The organism is Paenibacillus lautus, assembly GCF_050482385.1.
Taxonomy (GTDB): domain Bacteria; phylum Bacillota; class Bacilli; order Paenibacillales; family Paenibacillaceae; genus Paenibacillus_AQ; species Paenibacillus_AQ lautus_B.
This window is the reverse complement of sequence record NZ_JBCNHV010000003.1, coordinates 308,918-328,733: the sequence shown is the minus strand read 5'-3', so window position 1 is coordinate 328,733 and position 19,816 is coordinate 308,918. Positions and strand designations below refer to the sequence as shown.

Annotated in this window: 15 protein-coding genes; 4 read left to right on the top strand and 11 right to left on the bottom strand. The window is 47.7% G+C overall.

Annotation, left to right across the window (positions count from 1 at the left end):
* Positions 1–10: 10 nt before the first annotated feature.
* The 6 genes from ABEW73_RS06860 to ABEW73_RS06835 form a co-directional block, all read right to left on the bottom strand.
* Entirely contained in the window at positions 11–835 is an 825-nt protein-coding gene (locus tag ABEW73_RS06860) for a carbohydrate ABC transporter permease (protein WP_006207848.1), read from the bottom strand.
* 5 nt (positions 836–840) lie between these two features.
* Positions 841–1,785 (bottom strand): carbohydrate ABC transporter permease, encoded by a 945-nt coding sequence (locus ABEW73_RS06855; RefSeq protein ID WP_006207847.1) that lies wholly within the window; start codon positions 1,783–1,785, stop codon positions 841–843.
* 186 nt (positions 1,786–1,971) lie between these two features.
* Entirely contained in the window at positions 1,972–3,219 is a 1,248-nt protein-coding gene (locus ABEW73_RS06850; RefSeq protein WP_430162755.1) for an ABC transporter substrate-binding protein, read from the bottom strand.
* Positions 3,220–3,392: 173 nt separating this feature from the next.
* Complete coding sequence (locus ABEW73_RS06845; RefSeq protein ID WP_430163049.1) at positions 3,393–4,946, bottom strand: response regulator transcription factor; 1,554 nt, start codon at positions 4,944–4,946, stop codon at positions 3,393–3,395.
* Between the two features lie 7 nt (positions 4,947–4,953).
* Positions 4,954–6,756: a sensor histidine kinase gene (locus tag ABEW73_RS06840; protein WP_430162753.1), complete on the bottom strand. Its 1,803-nt coding sequence runs from the start codon at positions 6,754–6,756 to the stop codon at positions 4,954–4,956.
* 35 nt (positions 6,757–6,791) lie between these two features.
* On the bottom strand, positions 6,792–7,535 hold the full coding sequence (locus ABEW73_RS06835; RefSeq protein WP_430162750.1) for a helix-turn-helix domain-containing protein: 744 nt from the start codon (positions 7,533–7,535) through the stop codon (positions 6,792–6,794).
* Between the two features lie 111 nt (positions 7,536–7,646).
* On the opposite strand from ABEW73_RS06835, the gene ABEW73_RS06830 reads away from it, so the two are divergent.
* The 4 genes from ABEW73_RS06830 to ABEW73_RS06815 all read left to right on the top strand — a co-directional run bounded on the left by ABEW73_RS06830 (position 7,647) and on the right by ABEW73_RS06815 (position 12,477).
* On the top strand, positions 7,647–9,935 hold the full coding sequence (locus ABEW73_RS06830) for a glycoside hydrolase family 65 protein (RefSeq protein WP_430162748.1): 2,289 nt from the start codon (positions 7,647–7,649) through the stop codon (positions 9,933–9,935).
* A gap of 191 nt (positions 9,936–10,126) precedes the next feature.
* Entirely contained in the window at positions 10,127–10,807 is a 681-nt protein-coding gene (gene pgmB / locus ABEW73_RS06825; protein WP_430162746.1) for a beta-phosphoglucomutase, read from the top strand.
* Positions 10,808–10,970: 163 nt separating this feature from the next.
* The gene (locus ABEW73_RS06820; RefSeq protein ID WP_430162744.1) at positions 10,971–11,933 is read left to right on the top strand and encodes a phosphotransferase enzyme family protein; all 963 of its coding nucleotides are present in this window, start codon (positions 10,971–10,973) and stop codon (positions 11,931–11,933) included.
* Between the two features lie 25 nt (positions 11,934–11,958).
* The gene (locus ABEW73_RS06815) at positions 11,959–12,477 is read left to right on the top strand and encodes a hypothetical protein (protein WP_430162742.1); all 519 of its coding nucleotides are present in this window, start codon (positions 11,959–11,961) and stop codon (positions 12,475–12,477) included.
* A gap of 179 nt (positions 12,478–12,656) precedes the next feature.
* Here ABEW73_RS06815 and ABEW73_RS06810 read toward each other — a convergent pair whose 3' ends face one another.
* From ABEW73_RS06810 to ABEW73_RS06790, 5 genes are all read right to left on the bottom strand, one after another.
* The gene (locus ABEW73_RS06810; protein WP_430162739.1) at positions 12,657–13,817 is read right to left on the bottom strand and encodes an extracellular solute-binding protein; all 1,161 of its coding nucleotides are present in this window, start codon (positions 13,815–13,817) and stop codon (positions 12,657–12,659) included.
* The gene (locus tag ABEW73_RS06805) at positions 13,818–15,659 is read right to left on the bottom strand and encodes an RNA polymerase sigma factor (RefSeq protein WP_430162736.1); all 1,842 of its coding nucleotides are present in this window, start codon (positions 15,657–15,659) and stop codon (positions 13,818–13,820) included.
* A gap of 389 nt (positions 15,660–16,048) precedes the next feature.
* The gene (locus ABEW73_RS06800; protein WP_430162733.1) at positions 16,049–16,759 is read right to left on the bottom strand and encodes a DUF1266 domain-containing protein; all 711 of its coding nucleotides are present in this window, start codon (positions 16,757–16,759) and stop codon (positions 16,049–16,051) included.
* A gap of 8 nt (positions 16,760–16,767) precedes the next feature.
* Positions 16,768–18,078, bottom strand: coding sequence for a tetratricopeptide repeat protein (locus ABEW73_RS06795; RefSeq protein ID WP_430162730.1), 1,311 nt, complete (start codon positions 18,076–18,078; stop codon positions 16,768–16,770).
* Positions 18,075–19,748 carry an Hsp70 family protein gene (locus tag ABEW73_RS06790; protein ID WP_430162727.1) on the bottom strand — a complete coding sequence of 558 codons (1,674 nt, stop codon included), beginning with the start codon at positions 19,746–19,748 and terminating at the stop codon, positions 18,075–18,077. The genes ABEW73_RS06795 and ABEW73_RS06790 overlap by 4 nt, the downstream gene beginning before the upstream one ends.
* Positions 19,749–19,816: the final 68 nt, after the last annotated feature.

Genomic DNA, 19,816 nt, shown 5'->3' with positions numbered 1-19,816 from the left:
AGGCTTTATATCAACCTTTCACGCCGGCGTTCGAAATCCCCTCAATATATTGGCGCTGGAACAGGAAGAAGAACAGGATGATCGGCAGCGTGGACAGCACAACCCCGGCCATAATCATCGGCGTATTCTCAAAGAACATATCCTTCACGCTGTTCAGACCCACAACCAGCACATACATTTCCGGTGTATTCGCAAGCGTACTCGGAACAAGATAACTGTTCCAGGTTCCGGCAAAAGCAAGAATCGACATCGTAATCAGCGATGAACGGGCCAACGGGTACACGATCCGCCAGAAAGCACCCATCTTCGTCAGGCCATCCATCCGCGCAGCCTCCAAAAACTCATTTGGAACCGAGATGAAGAACTGACGGAGCATGAAGATGTACAAGCCCTGATACAGGAAAGGCACCGTTAGTCCCCAGAATGTGTTCAACCATCCAAGCTGCGCCACATTCACGTACACCGGGATCAGGATCATATGGTACGGCACCATCATGGTGGCAACGACGATCCAGTAAATCAGACCTTTTCCCTTGAAATTCAGCTTGGCCAGGGCAAAGCCGGCCATCGGGTTAATTATCAGGTTCCCGATGACAACGACGCCGGTCATGATCACGGTGTTCAGAAACCATCTCGGCACGTTGTAAGCATCGTTCGTAAAGAAGATTTTGAAGTTCTCGAACGTCCAGTTGGCCGGCGACGTCAGGGTATTGACATGGCGCATCGGGATAATGGACGTATAAAGGGTATAGAGAAAAGGAAGGGCGAATAAGAGCCCCAGTATGATCGTGCCGATATACAGAAACAGCCGACCGTTGTTCGTACGGGTCAACATTACTCTCACTCCTTCTCATCCAAGAATTTTTTTTGCAGGTACGTAATCAACATGATGATCATGAAGAACAGCACCACCGCCGCGCTTCCGTATCCAATGTTCATGTAACGGATCCCGTGCTGGTAGAAATACGTAACCACCGTACTGGTAGCGCCTGCTGGCGAACCGAGTGCGCCATACCGGGAAATCGCCGCAATCTGGTCGTAGATCTGGAAGCCGGCGATCGTCGATACCGACACGATGAAGAACGTGATCGGCTTCAGGAACGGCACCGTGATGTAGCGGAATTTGTTCCATTTGGATGCTCCGTCAATCTCGCCCGCTTCGTACAGATCCTTCGGAATTTCCTGCAGGCCCGACAAGTACACAATCATGGTGAAGCCGGCTTGCTGGAAGATAAACAGAATACATACGAATAAGAGCGCATAGTTGGTATCTGCAAACCATGTTACATTCCCGAAGCCTAAAGCTCCGAAAAATTCTGTTAGAAAGGTGCCCTGCTTAAACAGCATCATGAACACGGTTGTGATCGCGATTTGCGAGGTGATATACGGAATGAAGAATACCGTCCGGAATATCCCCTTGCCTTTCAGCTTCTGATTGACCAGGATGGCCAAGAGCAAACCGAGGACAGTCTGAATCGGAATCGAGATGACCACGATTTCCAGGGAATGAAGCAGCGCCCGGAAGAATTCTTTATCTTGAAGAATGGTGACATAGTTTTCGAGGCCGATGAATTTCGCCTGGTCCAAGGCAGCGAAGTTCGCATCTTGAAAACTTCTTACGAAAGACTGGATAAATGGATATAGAAACCACCACGCCCACAATATCAAAAAGGGCAGTGAAAACAACCAGCCCAGCGTCTTGTCGGAGTCTGCCAACGAACGGAACCAGGATTGCCTGATCTTGTTTCCTTTCAAATCAGCGTGCTTGCTGCTGTAATCGGACATAAGTTATCCCCCACTCCCATACTCAATTTGGATGGATCTTGAAAAACCCCCACAAAGCGGAACCTATGATGCGATGCTTATTCCAAATACTTTGCGGGGACCTCAAAAAACTTATACATTCTAATATGTGAACAAAGGCTCCCGCTCCCCTGAGAACAAGGAGCGGGAGCGGGTGTTGCCGTTTTCTTATTTGAATTGGCCTTGAATATCGTCGAGAATTTGCTGAGCCGTTTTACCGGATCCGCCAAGAATCAAGCCTTCCAATTCTTTAACGAGTTCATCCGTGAAACGCTTGGTATCTGTCGGATAACCATAGTCTGTGCTGTACTCCAGCGCAGGCTGCAGCGCCTTGAATTCAGGATTTTTCTCGAAATATTGCTCGGACAATGAGGCTACCGCCGGATTAAAGCCAAGCTCCATGAATGCGGTTTGCGTATCGTCATTGGTCATGTAATAAGCAGCTTTGAGCGCAGCTTCTTTGTTCTTCGCGTCTTTCAGTACCATGTAAGCGTCAGAGCTCATGGTGCTTCCGTTGGTTGTTCCTTTTGGTACCGGAATAGCAACCATTTTCAGGTCCGGATTTGCATCCTTCAGGTAACCTTTGTACCAGTAACCACCTGTACTCATAGCGCCCTGCTCGTTGCTGAACACTTCGCCATCCCAGCCGAAGCCGAGTGATTTAGGAGTTACAGCAAGTCTCTGGTCATACATATCGATGATCATTTCCAGCGCTTTGACGTTCTCTGGGGAGTTGATGGTCGCACCATTACCCCAGCCGCCGCCAAAGCTCTTCACGTAGTTCGTGATATGGAAGGCATCCAGATTCACGATAATGCCTTTCACATTGCCTTTGTTCAGCACTTTCGCTGCTTCGATCACTTCATCCCAAGTGGTTGGGTACTCGCCGAGGCCAGCATCTTTCCACATTTGCTCGTTGATGAAGAACATCGCCGGCATATCACTGTTAGGCACACCGTATTGTTTTCCATCCACGTTCCAGATTTTCTTCGATGTATCCGGGAAACGGTTCATGTCCACGCCTGTCGTTTGAACCAGGTCATCGATCGGCGAGAACAATCCTTTGTTGATGTACTCGTAAGCACCTTCGTTGGACATCTTAATGAAATCCGGCGCGACGCCGGCAGCGATTTCACCCGGAAGTGTATTCCAGAATTGCTCACTGCTTGGATATTGTTTGATTTTCAGTTCAAGCTCCGGATATTGCTCGGAGATGGTATCCGCTGCTTTCTGATAAATCTCCAAATCCTGTGCCGTACCCCAGAATCCGAAATTCACCGTCACTTTTTCCCCAGCGTCTCCAGATCCATTATCTGTATTGTCAGCGCTTTTATTGCCGCCGCAAGCGGTTAAACCAACAACAAGAGCCAGGCACAACACCAGCATGGCAGAAAACTTCTTGTTCACTTTACCCATGATGCTACCCCCTACATTTCTTTTCGTTTTACCTTGCACCTTAATGATAAAGAGCGGAAGCAATAAAAAAAATTAATCAAATGATGATTAATTTTTTAAAATTGACTATTTTTTTATAAATATATTGCACTGCAAGATCGTTTTTATGAAAAATCACACTTTCTTCTCGAATATCACACTTCTTCTTTCCTATACTGTTTAGGAGAAAAGCCCGTGTATTTCTGAAATACAATCGCAAAATGGGCCTGATTATTAAATCCTACCATCTCGGCAACGTCATAGATTTTATAGCGGTAGTCCTTGAGAAGCACCTTCGCCTTCTCAATCCTGAGCTCGTTAATATAATCGAACAGACCTTGACCGACCTCTTGTTTGAACAACCGGCTGACATAATTCGGACTGACATGAAATAGGTCCCCAAACAATTTTAACGAGAGGCTCTCCGGGTAGTGCTCTTCTGTATACTCCATAATATTGCGCGTCAGCTGGCTGTATCCCTTCATCTCCAGATGGTTGCGGTTCTTAAACCGCTCCTCGAATCTGGCCCGGTATTCAGCCGACAGCTGCTGGAAATTATGGATCTCTTCAAAAGCCGTTACATCCTCTTGAACGGTCCCGCCGGGCGTCCCCCTGCTCTCCCCGATCATAAACAGCAGACCTTCGTAAACCTTGCGGACATCCTTCTCTTCCATGCATTCTTCTTGCTCCAGAAACGTCTCCCACTTGGACAGCAGCTCCATAAACCGATCGTTTGCTTCTTCCCTGAGTGCAGACTTCATCTGGCTTAAATAGGCATCTGCCTGTTTATAGACACTCTCACTCTTCTGCTTCAGATGCTGATAATAGAATATCGACGTATCCGGGTTATAAAATTGATGCGCTAACGCGGTTCCTGCTTGCTCGTAACCTTTCTGAATGCCATCGAAATCAGCAAACCAGTCGCTGATACCCAGCACGATGTCGATGTTTACAAAACGCTTGAGCGCGGAGCTGATCATCTGCACCATTTTATTGACACGCGTCAACGAGGCCAGCAGGCTTTTCAGCTCGCTGTTGCTGATGAATACGGCGCTGCACTGCTCGTCCAGTTGAAGATATTCAACTTCCTTCTCCGTGGACAGAATCTCGCTGACCACATTCTGAACCGTATTCGGCAGGATGGATTCGGTTTCTTTGGTATACCTTTGGATGATCGTGTGATAATTTTTGATTCTGAAAAGGACGACGTACATGTTGCCCTCTTTGAGCCCCGTTTCATGCAAATCATGAACATGGCCATGGAGAGCGTCATACAACATCTGCTCCTTCCGGTTGCCCGCTGCACTCGGCCCTACTTGAGCGGGAACCCCCCGGCTTCCTAACTGCTCCCGGACGCTCTTCAGCATCGCCGTCAGCTCGCGTTCATTCATGTCGGGTTTGTGAAAATAATCAAACGCCCCCAGCTTCAACGCTTCCTTCACATACGTAATATCATCGAAGCTGCTCAGCACAATGGCCTGAACAGGAAGCTGCCGGTCCTTAATCGCCCGGAGTACCTCGATCCCGTCCATCTTCGGCATTTTGATATCCAGCAGCACCACGTCAGGTGCGGTTTCCGTTATCATGCGAAGCGCTTCTTCTCCGTCGCCCGCTTCACCGACTATCTCTACACCCTGGGCTTGCCAGTCAATCGCTGATTTGATTCCGATCCGTACGAGCGGCTCGTCATCGACTATAAGTATTCGCACTTGCTTATCACCCTGTTTCTTCTGTGATGATCGGAAGCCGAAGCCATGCCACGGTTCCGCCATGCTCTCCCCTCTTGATCCACAAGCCGTATTCCGGCCCGAAATGAAGGGATATCCGGTTCCGTATATTGTTAAGTCCAATCGAGTTGAAGGTATCCTGCGGACCGCCCTGCTCCACCTTCGCTTGTCCACCCTCCGGAAAACCGCGTCCGTTATCACTTACTTTCATGATGAGCGCATCCAGTTCCTCATAAATCGATATCACAAGGCTTCCCTTGTAATCGATACCTTCGAAGCCATGGAAAACCGCATTCTCCACAAGGGGTTGAAGCAGAAACTTCAAGGTCCTATGATTCATTACGGCCGGATCCACCTCATACGTGACATCAAATTTATTAAAATAGCGGAAATCGAGAATTTTCGTATAATTCTCCATGAATTCGACTTCCTCCGCAATGGTCACGTAGTCACCTTCCTTCTTCACCGTAAACTTGATGACCGAAGAGAAAGCTTGCAGCGCTTCTTCAATGCCGGTTGCCCCCTGAATCTTGGCCATCCACTTGATGACGTTCAGCGTGTTATATATAAAATGCGGACGAATCTGCGACTGCAGCGCATTCATCTCCAGATTCCGCTTCTCCTCTTCCTCCACGTAGATCCGCTCGATTAACTCGCGAATTTCCTGCAGCATCTGGTCCACGGTATGGCTGATCACGCCGATTTCGCCGTGCTGTCTCGTATCAAAGCTTACGTCAAGCTGACCTTGGGAGACAAGCTTCATTTTGCTGTTCAGCACCGCCAGCGGTTTCATGATCGTGGTCGCGATGCGTGCCGAGATCAGGATGGACAGCACGAGCAGCAGAATCAATGCGGCGATTAAGATGGCAACCATCAGATAGACAATCGAGAACAAATCCTTCTTCGGAATGACCGTAACCGCCTTCCAATTAGCCAAAGAAGAGGAAGAAGAAATCATGTAGGTATCCCGATTGATCTTCGTGTTCACTTCGCCGTCTGCGTTATATTGAAAATCATTTCCCAATACTTCGGATGCCGACAAGCCGATTTCCTCGGGGTGGACGCTATGCACGATATGATCGGCTTCATCGATCAGATAGAAATTCGTATTCTCGGAAAATGCCGTATCGCTCCACAGCGTCTTGAGTTTATCCACCGAAATGTTAAAGAGGATAAACCCAAGATCCTCCTTCGTGTACGGATCCATGATGGCCCGGCCAACCGACACGACCGGAATTCCCTTGGCTGACAGCAGCCGCTCCTGACGAATCCCTACAGGGACAAGGCGACCATGGGCTCCTCTGATCTTCTGGACAAAAGGCTCACGGGTAAACTGCTCCTTGAAATAGGCGAAGTTCATATATTCCCTGTTGCTTCGTCCAATAATTGACTGACTGTTCTCGTGATAGATGACAACGGAGTCAATCAAATCCGAATACAGCATGATCCCGCTCTGGATCAAGCCGTTCACTTTATCGAAATCCTGCCCCCGTTCAAGCAATGGATACGTTACCTTGCCGTAATCCTTGCGCATAATGGCATACACCGTGGAATCCTGAATCGGAAACATCGACAGTCGCAGTAACGGCTGCAGGGAGGTGTCGATATTTTTAATAATTTGTTTGTTGTTCTCCACCGCGGCATCAATCATCGTACTCCGGTTATTCTCCACGTATACCCAAGATACGATGCCGCCGATCAACAGGAGGGGAACGATGATAAAGGCGGAGAACGCTGCGATCAGCTTCTTCCCCAGACTTAAGTGAAGCATCTTCTGCTTTAGTTTCTTCATGAGCCGTGTCTCTCTCTTCTCGTTGGGATCGTCCTTTATCGCGCCGTACCGCTTATCCGGAATTTTCTCGGCGTCATCCCCGTAAAATTCTTGAACAATTGCGTATAATAACTCTGGCTGCAGAACTTGAACGTAAACGCGATTTCAGATATCGACTGGTTCGTATTGGCCAGCAAATGCTTGGATTCCTCAATCTTCCGCCGATTAATAAAGGTTGTAATGGATACGCCCGTCTCCCGCTTAAAGCGATCGGACAGGTAGCTTGGGTGGACTTTCAAATATTCCGCAACCCTCTGCAAGGTCAGCTCCTCAAAAATATGCTCCCGAATGTAATAGATCGCCAGATTCACAATGTGAGAGTAGGACACGTCTTCCTTCTCGGAGCGAATCATCGACACAAACTGCACCAGCATCTCATATTCAAAGTGAACCAGCCGTTCCACATCCGTCATTTTCTCGATCTCAAGGATCAGCGTATCGCTTAAATGAAAGGCAATCTCAGGATCCACACCGCCCCGGATGATCGCGCGGGTAAATAAGGTACAAGAAGCAATCAGGGCATTCTTCTTCGACCGAAGCGGATACGTCGCCAGCACAGCTGCTTCCAGCTCGTTAATCTTACGAAGCATATCCATGGCTCTATTCTCATCGCCGAAGCGAATCGCTTCCAGCAGCTCGTGCTCATAATCAAATGGGGGATGGATAAAATTCTCGCGCAAATAATGCATACGGGAAGACAGATAAAATGGACGGTTTCCCGTGCGTGAAGACTCTTTCATTATTTCCACACCACCTAAAAATATTGATAAAAACCTTGATATTTTAGTATAACATAACCCCAATTAGCTCTAAAATTCAAGCATAACCATGCTAGGAAGGAAGTGTAGACCATGACCTGGAATATATCAAATCCTGATTTGTCACAGCAAGCGTTGCTGAATATGGAAAGTATTTTTGCACTCGGAAACGGTTACTTGGGTGTACGTGGCAACTTCGAAGAAGGCTACGGAGAAAGTTTGTCCACCATTCGCGGTACCTATCTGAACGCTTTCCACGACGTGATTGAAATCCCATACGGCGAGAAACTCTTCGCCTTTCCCGATACACAGCAAAAACTCGTTAACAATATTGATGCCCAAACGGTCCTGTTCTATTTAGGTGACGAAAAAGAACCTTTCCGTCTCGATCACGGCACGATCACTTCGCATGAGCGCCGCTTGCATATGGACAAGGGATATTCGGAGCGAATCGTGCAGTGGAAATCGCCTGAAGGCAAAGAGATCAAGCTGACCTTCCGCCGCCTGGTGTCCTTCACGCGCCGGGAATTGTTTGCCATCCATGTACGGATGGAGCCGGTCAATTTCAACGGCCAGGTCCGCATCGTCTCCACCGTGAACGGCAAAGTGAAGAACTACACCAATGCCAATGACCCCCGGGTCGGAGCAGGGCATGCGGAACGGATGACCGTCATCGATGCCGGCGTGAAGGGCAGCGATGCCTATATTGTTGATGAGACGATGGCCTCCAAGCTGCGCGCGGCTTGCGTGACCCGTCACCAGTTGGATGCCGATGCCGACATTCAGCTCGAAGCCGGAGCAGGAGAGGTTACGTTCACGGCTACTCTTCCATTGACCGGGCCAATCCACTTTACGAAATACAACCTGTATACCGATAGTCTTCGTCACGGGCAGGAGATGATCGAACGCGGAATCCAGCTGCAGGAGACGCTCAAAGAGCTTTCCTTCGAGGATTTGCTGGCTGAGCAGACCGAGTATTTGAATACCTACTGGAAGTCGGCCGATGTGCTGATTCAGAACGATGACCAACTCCAAGAAGGCATCCGCTTCAACCTGTACCAGCTGCTGCAATCCGCCGGTCGGGACAAGCACAGCAACATCTCTGCCAAAGGGCTGAGCGGCGAAGGTTATGAAGGCCATTATTTCTGGGACACGGAAATTTACATGTTCCCGGTATTCCTGATGACGCAGCCGGACATCGCACGCCAGCTGCTGCTGTATCGCTATTCCACGCTGGAGCAAGCGAGAGACAGAGCTCGGGAAATGGGTCACCGGCAAGGCGCCCTGTTCCCGTGGCGCACGATTTCGGGAACGGAATGCTCCTCCTTCTTCCCATCGGGAACGGCGCAATATCATATCAGCGCAGACATCGCATACAGCTATATTCAGTATTATCTCGCCGAACAGGATCGGGATTTCCTCATGTCCTATGGGGCCGAGGTGTTGATCGAGACCGCCCGCTTGTGGGCCGACATGGGCCACTATTATAACGGTGCCTTTCATATTGATGAGGTTACGGGGCCGGATGAATATACCTGCTGCGTGAACAACAACTATTACACCAATGTCATGGCAAAGCATAACCTGAAATGGGCCGCCAAGAGCTGCGCCATTCTGGAATCCTACGATGCGCAAGGTTTCAAATCCCTGTGTGACCGGCTGGGCGTCACGGAAGGCGAGATCATGGCATGGGCGAAAGCGGCGGATGCTATGCTGCTGCCGTATGACGAAGCACTCGGCATTAACCCGCAGGATGATACATTCCTCCGCAAAGCGGTATGGGATTTCGACAACACGCCGGAGGACAAATATCCGCTGCTGCTGAACTACCATCCGCTCACCATTTACCGTTACCAGGTGTGTAAACAGGCGGATACGGTGCTCGCTCACTTCCTGCTGGAAGACGAGCAAAGCTTTGAAACGATCCAGCATTCGTATGACTACTATGAAGGCATCACGACGCATGATTCGTCGCTGTCCTCCTGCATCTTCAGCATCATGGCTTCGAAGATCGGCAGCATGGACAAGGCGTATGAGTATTTCATCGAGACGGCGCGCCTGGATCTGGACAATACGCACGGCAACACGAAGGACGGCTTGCACATGGCTAACATGGGCGGTACCTGGATGTCCATCGTCTACGGCTTTGCCGGCATGCGCCTGAAGGAAAGCGGACTTTCCCTCTCCCCGGCCATTCCGAAGGACTGGGAAAAGTATGCGTTCCGTCTGAACTTCCGCGGCCGCCTCATCGGCGTATCCATCGAAAAGGACGGCGTGACCCTGGAGATCGTGGAAGGGGATTCCATCGAGATCAAGCTGTACGACAAGGCCGTAACGCTTGAAGCCGGGAGACCTGTGAAACATGCGCTTCAGAGCAAGTAATTAGGTCTAGGCCGTGGGTGATTGCCCTACCTTTACGCATGACATCACTCCCGGTTTACGAAGAAAACGATCTATCGACATATATTCCATGAAGACAGACTGCGGTAAGCCGTCATTTTTCTTGCGTTATCAGGGAGGGTCCATGCATCGAGTTTCTACTTTCTGATATCTCAAAAAGGAGCTATAAAAACATGAACGAAACACGTAAGCTGAAAGCTGTCATCTTTGACTTGGACGGCGTCATTACCGATACGGCGGAGTATCATTATCAGGCATGGAAAGCCACGGCAACCGAGCTGGGCATTCCCTTCACGCGAGAGTTCAACGAGAACCTCAAAGGGGTATCCCGCATGGATTCCTTGAAGCTGCTGTTAAGCCAAGCTGAGAAGCCTGTAAGCTATTCCGATGAAGAGCTGGTACAGCTGGCCGACCGCAAAAATAAGCAGTATGTCGAGCTGATCGAAACGATTACGCCAGCCGACCTGCTGCCAGGGATTACGGAGTTTGTGGCAGACATCCGATCGGCCGGCCTGAAGACCGGCATCGCGTCCGCCAGCAAAAACGCCATTGCCGTATTGACCCGGCTTGGCGTCATGGACCAGTTCGACGTCATCGTCGACGTGACCAAGCTGAAGAACAACAAGCCGGACCCGGAGATCTTCCTTACCGCTGCCGCGCAGCTTGGCGTAGAGCCTGCCGACTGCATCGGGGTGGAGGATGCCGCATCCGGCGTTGATGCCATCAAGGGCGCCGGCATGTTCGCCGTGGCAATCGGCAATGCCGCGCATTTCCCGCACGCGGATGTCGTGCTGTCCAGCACGGCGGAGCTGGACTTTCGTAAACTGGCGCAGACGTTTGAAGGCAGATCATAGATTAAAAGGGGCGCTCCTTAGGGGGCGCCCTTTTTTCATGGCCTACCTCTTTTTGCAACCGCTCACCATCTTCGGTAGACTTGTAGTTGGTAGTGAATACCTGTAACTTATCCGGTATGTCAGTCAGAGGGGCATATCGAGAATACGATAAAGGGGACTTTCCATGGAACAAGCTGTTTTGGATCAAGGTGCCGAGCGATTCGGACAAGGTTCTTATTCACTGAAGTTACTTGGGGGATTCGATCAGAATGTATTTGAATACAACGGTGAAGACGGACTCCACTTCATTATTAAATTTTTGGACGCATCCAAATACCGCAAAGCATCGATCATACGCGAGCTCACGTGGATGGCCTATCTCGCCGAACATGGGCTGAACATGGTGGAGTCGATTCGATCCGCTCAGGATCTTCTTATTGAAGAGATCGCCCATGAGTCGAAGCGATATTATGTCATTGCTTTTACAAAGGCTCCGGGCAGCCCGTTAACGGATTTGGCCTCGGATTTCGCCATGATCAAGCAGTGGGGGCGCGGGATGGGCCGTATGCATAAACTCGGCAAAAAGGACTCCACCGCAGCTTCACTCGTTCACCAAATGGCATTTCCCCAGTGGAATGATCATGTAATATTTACCAATGCGTTCCCGGAGGCTGCAGGTGAAAAAGTCCATGCACAGTGGAAACAGTATCTTAAGGAACTTGAGGCCCTCCCGCAAGACCAGGAAGGCTACGGCATCGTTCACAATGACCTCCACCATAACAATTTCCACGTACATAATGGGGAGATTATCTTTTTCGACTTCGGGGATGTCTCCTGTCATTGGTTTGCCTACGATATCGCTATCGCCATCTATCATGCGGTTCAGACCGTGCCTGAAAGTGGAAAAGCCGAATTTGTCGCCAGATTCTTCGACTCGTTCTTATCCGGCTACCTTCAAGAGAATACGCTGAGTGCGGATTGGATCGAGCGAATTCCATTTTTCATCGACTTTCGCAATATCTACTCCTATGTCTACTTTTCCAAATTTGTAAACTGGAATGAAATGAACGAGCGCACACGGAATTATCTGTTAGGGATGAAAGCTGATATTGAGGCAGGCAAATCGGTTGTGAAGCTGTCTATTTAATATAGAGAAGGAAGTTTGCTCTACCATGAAACCAAAATCCAAACCTCTCCGCCGGCTCGGATATCTGGGCCTGGGGTTACTCCTCTCGGCTATCCTTCTATACCTGCTATTCCTACTATTCCTACGGCCCACGCCAATCAAGGTGGGTGGATTTACATCCTTTACGGATGAAAATACCATGATCTTCGAGGTGATCAATGAAGGATTCGCCGATGTGGAGCTGCTGGACGTGCGGGTGAACGATGGCCGGAAGCCAGCCAAAGCCGAGCTGGGCGTCAGTTATTCCCTTCATTTGGTCGGCGGCGAGGGCCTTGATGAAGATCCCGATATCGAGTTCGTGGATATTCGGGAGATACCGATTCGGCCCGAGCTCATGCCGGACGAGAAGAGAGCCGCGCTCAATCAAAGTTCGCGCATTCCGCTTAATTACGGCATCCGTCTTTATAACGATGAGCCCATCACCCAGATTGAAGTGAAATATAAATATGGAGGGATCACCTTTACGAGGGAGCTACCGATGGGGCGATTTTTCAATAACGGCTAAATGCTCAAGGCAAAATTAAATCGATGAAGGGAGCCAAGCTCTTTGATGTCGATAATTATACTGTGTTCCCAGGTCTCTCTTTTGAAAATAAATAAGTAAACCAAAGCCTCTATCCGTGTTGGATAGAGGCTAATGTGATAAAGATCCAACTCCACAGTTCTCTGTTGCTGATAGCTTTCCTACGATACAATCCCCGCCCAGCGGGATAACGTCTCCTCAACGCCGGCTTCTCCCTTGATCATCCGCTCAATATCCTGATTGATCTGCTGCCTGGACAGGTTCCAGACCTGATTGGAGAGATAAGCATTCTTCTCGATTCGCTCCATGGCATATAAGGCCGGACCCCACCAAGGGTTATCGATACGTCCAAGTTCCTTAGCCAATGTTCTTGTGATGGGCACGCCCCAATAAGCACGCCTCGCTTCCTCCGAAGAAGGCAGCGCTAATTCTTTCAGCAATTCCCATGCCAGTTCCGAATGCTTGGACGTAACCGGAATGCCGTAACCTGTCGAATACATCGTATAAATATCCTTACCGCCCTTTGCATGAGGTAATCCCACCACGCCATAGATTTCACTTAGCTCTGGATCGTAGGCGATGCCGTTGTGCCAACTAAAGTCATAGATCATGGCAAACCGATTCGAACGGAATATATTGTCGGCATGGACTCCCGGCGGAGGGGCTACAAAGTACTTGAGGTAAAGATCCACAATCCATTGATACGTCGCATGCGCAATCTCGCTATCCACATAGCCCTTACCGACAGTTCCATCCTCCGACAAGTACCGCCCTCCCCTGCGCATAAGAAACGGTTCCAAAAATTCCACATCCGGATAAATGTAAAAACCATACCGTGATTCATCCCCGTTCTCTCCGTGCCGGGTTAAGCGGATCGCTGCATCAAGAAACTGGTCCTCCGTCCACTCATTCGTAGGGAAAGGCTCGCCCGCTTCGGCAAACCACTGTTTGTTATAAAAAATTTGGGGCACTGCAACGTCCAGAACTGGCAGCGCAGCCAGCTGTCCCTCCCACATCGGATGAGACAGTGCTCCCTGATAAAAATCATCCATTTTCAGCACCGGATCATTCTTCAGATAAGGCAGCAAATCTTGAACAACACCTTTACGTAACTGAGTAGAATAACCACCCTCACGGATATGCAGCAGATCAGCCCCTTCGTGATGGAATTGTTCCATCACACCATAGCTGTCCTCCGCCTGGACCAGCACCACTTTGACGTCTGGCCTGAAAACTTCGAATGATTGAATCACCGTTTGCACATATTTCAGATCATGTCCGTTCGCTTCTGTGATGAGGCGAAGCTCAGTTGGTGCTGTCATTTAATGATCCCTCCGTATATGGTTAATCACGAATTGTAAATGCTTCATAGCTTCCTTCTCCTGCTCATGAGCCCGTTTCAAAAGATCGCTTGCCGCCACCATCGCTTCCGGGTCAAAACTTCCGGTTCCGCAAGGAAACGGGAAAAGTCTCTCCAATTTCGCCCACATCCTTGCGGATTCTTCATAACATGTTATGACATGATCATAGGCTTCATCCATTGGATACACAGGTGATGTCCCCAAATCTTGGACCATTCCGCTCTCAGCAGTTACACGGCAATCCCCTTCTTTTTGTGCACTCCATTGGTCCTTGAGATCGCGTAGATACGTCACGGCATGCCTACGGGCATCCCCATACACGCGAATCAAATAGCTCATCCCATGCAGATTAATATGTGCTTCACCCTGCTTCAGGTGATTTCTCCAGGCATCATAAGCCTCCAACCCCTGCACATAATGAGGAAATGGGGTACGCGGCGAATAACCGTCACCCTCTACAGCGATTCTGGCGATACGGCTTAGCTGCTCCTCCATTGAAGACGATGCAATCGGCCCTGTATCTTTCACCTGTTCGGGTCGCTTTTTAATTCCGCACAGAAAACGTAAGCTGCTCGTTGTTAGCTCTTCGTACGTTATGGTTTTCGTGTAAGGAGCCGACGAGTCCGTCACATAAAGCTCCTGCCGACCGTCATCGTAACCGTAAATCAGGCTCCATTCAAACGTAAAAGGCTTCTGAACATAGGTATCAAAAAACATCACCGGCGTTCCCGCAATCAGGTACTCCCTGACAAAGTTTATAACCTCAGGACTTCTTGACTTCGCAAAAGGAAAGGAGGAGGCAACGGGGACCAGCGGAACGAAACCTTCATCCGGAAGCTGACCGCTCACAAATGCAGTCTCATATCCCATCCCATCAAACAGCTGCCTCAATACCTCCTGCCAATCGAATACAAACACACCGTCAGCATAGGTGGACAATCCGGAGATTCGCAAGCGGAACGCATAACCGGAGCGTCCCATCAGTTCGCTCACGTTATATGTATGGTTCGTCATGTCCAGCATCATGGAGACGGTATCGATAAGTGTAGACGTGGTCTTCCTCGTTCTTGATTTAGGCAATAGCAACTTTATCATCCGGTCGTTTCCTCCATTCTCCTCCTGACCCAATTTCGCTGGAGAAGCAGGGACTAACATGCGGGAATGTGCCTCGCGCACCTTGCGTTTAGCCCTATAGATGTAGGTATAGACCGACTGGGTTGTTGTCTGGAACATCGCGGCGATTTCATCAGGAGACCATTGTTTAAAAAAATAGGCTTCAAAGATGCCGCGTTCCTTGCGGTTTAAACAGTGCAGGAAAGATTGGATCATTTCAATCGTTTCCTTGCGTAGGTACAATGTCTCCGGGTTCAACTCATTCTGTTTGTGCGTTAGCTGCATAGACAGAAATTGCAAAATATGATCCACATCGCCCCAATCGATGTTGGCGGAATCCATCGTTTGGGATGGCTTCAAGCTGGTAAAGGGCTGTTCGATTCGATAAGGACCGCCGCGTCGCAGCTTCATCTGCGCCTGCCTGCGGACAATGGCCTGCAGCCAGCCCATGAATCTGGATGAATCGATCAGCTGTCCGACATGCAGGAATGCCTTGATCAACGAATCCTGTACGATATCCTCTGCCATATGGGTATCCCGGGTCATGGAACGCGCCCAGGAACGAGCCGAGGTACGATGGCGGCGAACAAGCTCCCCGAAGGCTTCCGTATCTCCTGCCTGCGCCCGCTCTGTTAAGATACGGTCCTCCATCGTCTCGATGGTGGTCCCATCTGCCGTGGTTTCCAGCATAAGTGTCCCCCCTCCTCCTTTCTTTGAACGGTTAGTTATAGGGCCTATAGATGAAGATGCCTGCGGCACTCATGATTTGAACAAAACTTCGGATTTTTTTAAAAAAAGTTTGATTTAATTGAGAAATCAGATCTCGTGAAAAACGGGGATTACATCAATTCTCTAACGCGAGTGTAATAATATAATATCACTTTGGCAATAGATGGAAGACGATCTATTCACGTCGGAATTGGTCTATTCACAAATAAACGGAGACACAAAAAGACGTTCCCTTGATCATTCGGGGACGTCTTTTTGAAATGAGATCCAACTCGGTATTACCTGATTTTTTGGGGGACCCTCCATTAAGATGATGACCTTTGACCAAGTCTTAGTAAGGTTACTTATATTTACTGACATTGATCCCATGTGAGGTGTTTCCAGTAACTATATGGATGCTGTAGGCAGTTATAATAATTTTTCAAGAAAGCATCATCACTTCCACTGCCAGCCCAAAATACTCCTCCTACCGTGCTGGACAGCGCATATTCTTTAAAACTTCTAAAATGTGTCTTGGCAAGAGAAGCCGTTTGTTCCAACCAGATCAGCATTTCTTCTTCGTCTATGTATCCTAAATATGCACACAATCGGCACAGACTCGTACCATTTGCAATATCGAAACCTCTAATGCCGCAAGAGAGCAACGTCTTGTCATACTGAGCCACAACCGAATATCGTATGTATTTTTCTTGTTCATGTTGGATGCTTTTTAGCAGCTTAGCTCTTTCCTGCAATGGCATAACTAGAAGTGAGCCCCTTATTGAATCAAATAAGGCATTCAGTTCACTGCCCTGAAGCAGCTCCTCCATCTTCACTTTAAATGTCTTGTGACTTGAAACACCAAAACGGCCTAAAAACTGACTGACTTCTTCTTTTCTTATCGCTCTCTCTAGCCCTTGTGATTCAGGAACGCCGAAAATGATTTCGGAATCGAGCCTAACCTCGTTATTCTTGATGTTCTCCCAAAAATCCTGCTTCGTAAACATGATCTCTAAATCATACTTTGCTCCAAATGCAGAAGTCATACTTAAAGAGAGATTCCATAACTTTTGATGAATCATCGAATAACTTACCTCTCTAATTGATTTACTAGTAATACTACTTTTATTACTCCAATAATCAAAACAACGATCAAGATCATTGACAGCAACACATCTCCTATATCAAAAATCATAGTGTATATCCCCGTTAATAGAAACAGTAACATGCCGCTAAACACTATGATCTGAAAAAGGAGAGGAAGGTTCCTCCTTATAAAGGTTAAATAATTCTCCTTCTCAGGAAGATCCGGAAAAAAGAACATACTTTCACTGCATTTGGAATAGTCCAACTCCAGATCCATTGCATAAATTTGGTCAAAACACTTGTCTTCCACCGTTTGGTTTCGAGCCTTTATTTCCTTAAGAATCAGGCCCAGGCCTCTCCGTGCCTCCATGTTGTCCTGATCTCTGGATAAAACTTGATTAAAATCCTGCTTCGCTTTTTCATAATCGCCGTTTTGATAATATGCATAACCCCGATATACAAGGGTATCTACATCATTGGGAATGAACTTTAATACACTGGAAAAAGTAATTTCAACGCGATCATAATCACCCACAACATAGTAAGATACGCCTAATAACTTATACAATACCGGGTCTCTATTGTATATTTCCATAGCCTGCATCGCATAATCTATGCCCTCTAAGTATTTCATATCACGGATAGCCAAAAAGGCTTGAAATCTTAAATCAGCATACTTCTCGTAATCAACAGCAAGATTAGGATCCAAGTATTGAAAAGTGAGCCCCAGGTCATATTGAATCATATCCTTCCAAGGAAACCATGAACGTTTGCTGAGAGACAATTCGCTGTCAAGGTATAACCATATGTCATGCGGCAGGTGAGGGTTCTCTATAAAAAATTGTATGGCAATTTCAGATAATCGCTCGCTATCCACCAAGGATTGATGTAAAAAAAGTGATTTCCAGCTATTTATATCCCTGCGTTTAAAAATATCATCATAGATGGCACGCATCTCTTCATAAAAGCCGCTTACCTCGACTTCATCTGTAATGATAAGTTGTGGCTCAGCTTCGCTGGATTCATCCGTAATAACAATTGGTTCTTCTTCCTCGGCCTCATCCGTAATAACCGTTTGTTCTTCTTTCGTTATGAAGTCAGCTTCAGAACCAAAGAGCGCTGAATGAGTATTATTGGAAGGGGCTCTATCAAGCTGTTCAGCCCACTTCATGGCCTGTTCATATGCAGCCCGAAGCCTCATGAAACCGTCCGGGTTATCTTCCGGATGATATTTTTTTAATAATCTGGTGTAGGCACGTCGAATATCTTTTTTATTTTTTGTGGGCTTGATCTCCAAAGTACTCCACGGATTCATTCAAATGGCCACTCCTCCACGCTTCTTAAAAATCGTTCGAGTCGCAGTGCCGCCCTATTAATTTCTTGTGGGTTCTGTTGGTCTAAAATTTTCTCGAAATTCTCTAGTTCACGGGCTATGGTAACTCTTATATCGGATAAGTTTTCCTCATATAACCGTTCCCCAAGCGCTAACAAATATTGATTTTTACTGTTCTCGCGAGGGTGGATTTTTAATTCTTCAAGTTCACGCAGTCGCTGATTTATTTCTTCCTCGGTCATGGTTATAGAACTATTGATAATAACTTTAGACTTCTTTTCCCGGGTTACGTGGGAATAAACTTCGACCTCCAATAAACCATTGATATCATAGGTGAATCTAACATCAATGGCCGAATGTCCTGCAGGAGCCGGCGGTATATCCAATTCAAGATCCCCAAGTTTCAAATTGTTCTCGCTATTGCGGCTTTCCCCTTGATAAATGCTGACGGTAATCTGAGTCTGATAGTCGTAAGCATTGCAGAACTCATCCACCTTACTGTAAGGAATAACTGTATTCCTCTCAATTAACGGAGCAAACCGACCGCCTGCAAGTCCAATTCCTAAGGTATAAGGACAAACATCGGTAAGCACCGTTTCGCGGAGATTCTGATGACGTTCCTTCATCGCTGCATAAATTCCGGCTCCAATGCCTACAACTTCATCCGGGTTTAAATGGCTAAGAGGAAATTTGCCGAATAATTTAGATACAAATGCACGAATAACAGGCATCTTCGTCGAACCACCGACTAAAATTACATGGTCTAATTCATCTGGGTGAACGGAGGAATCTGTTAATGCCTGCTTTAGTGGTTTCTTAAATTTTACGAGTAAATCCATCACCAGCTTTTCAAATTCATTACTCGTAATCCGCGATGTATAATTCATTCCATTGATCATACATGACATCTCGCCAATATCTGATTGTGAAAGAGCCTTTTTACAATTCTCTGCCTGTTTACGGAGCATGGAGTAGGTTTTGTGGGCTGTCCTATCTAACTTCATATTGTGCTGCTCCAAGAAATACCGGATTAGACAATCGTCAAAGTCTTCACCGCCCAACAAATTATCCCCTGCAACAGCCCTTACTTCCATGACATCCTCCAACATATCTAAAATCGAAACGTCAAACGTTCCTCCACCCAAGTCAAAAATAAGCACCTGCTTTTCTTCTTTCAATTCATTTAAACCATAAGCTACAGCCGCCGCCGTAGGCTCATTAATCAATCGTTCGACCTTCAGCCCCGCCAAAATCCCCGCTTCCTTCGTAGCCCTTCTTTGATGATCATTAAAATAGGCAGGTACGCTGATCACTGCCTCCGTAACTTCCATTCCCAAATAGTTCTCCGCATCGGCTTTAAGTGATTTAAGTACAAAAGAAGAAAGCTCCGTTGGTGAAAATTGATAACTGCCCAGATCATACTTTTTTCCTGTACCGATATGACGCTTAAAAACAGCAGCGCTCATATGTGGATGAGTTATTAATCGCTCCTTGGCTGCACTGCCAATTATGATTTCACCTGTCTCAAGTACACTCACCACAGACGGGGTCAGTTTCTCTCCCATCGCATTGGGAATGATGACACATTCATCCTCTATAAAACAAGTAACTAAACTGTTCGAGGTCCCTAAATCAATGCCAATAATAGCCACTTCATCACTCCATCTTTATTACAAATTTTCCAGAAAAATAATTCTTTTATCTTTATATCGGCATTCCA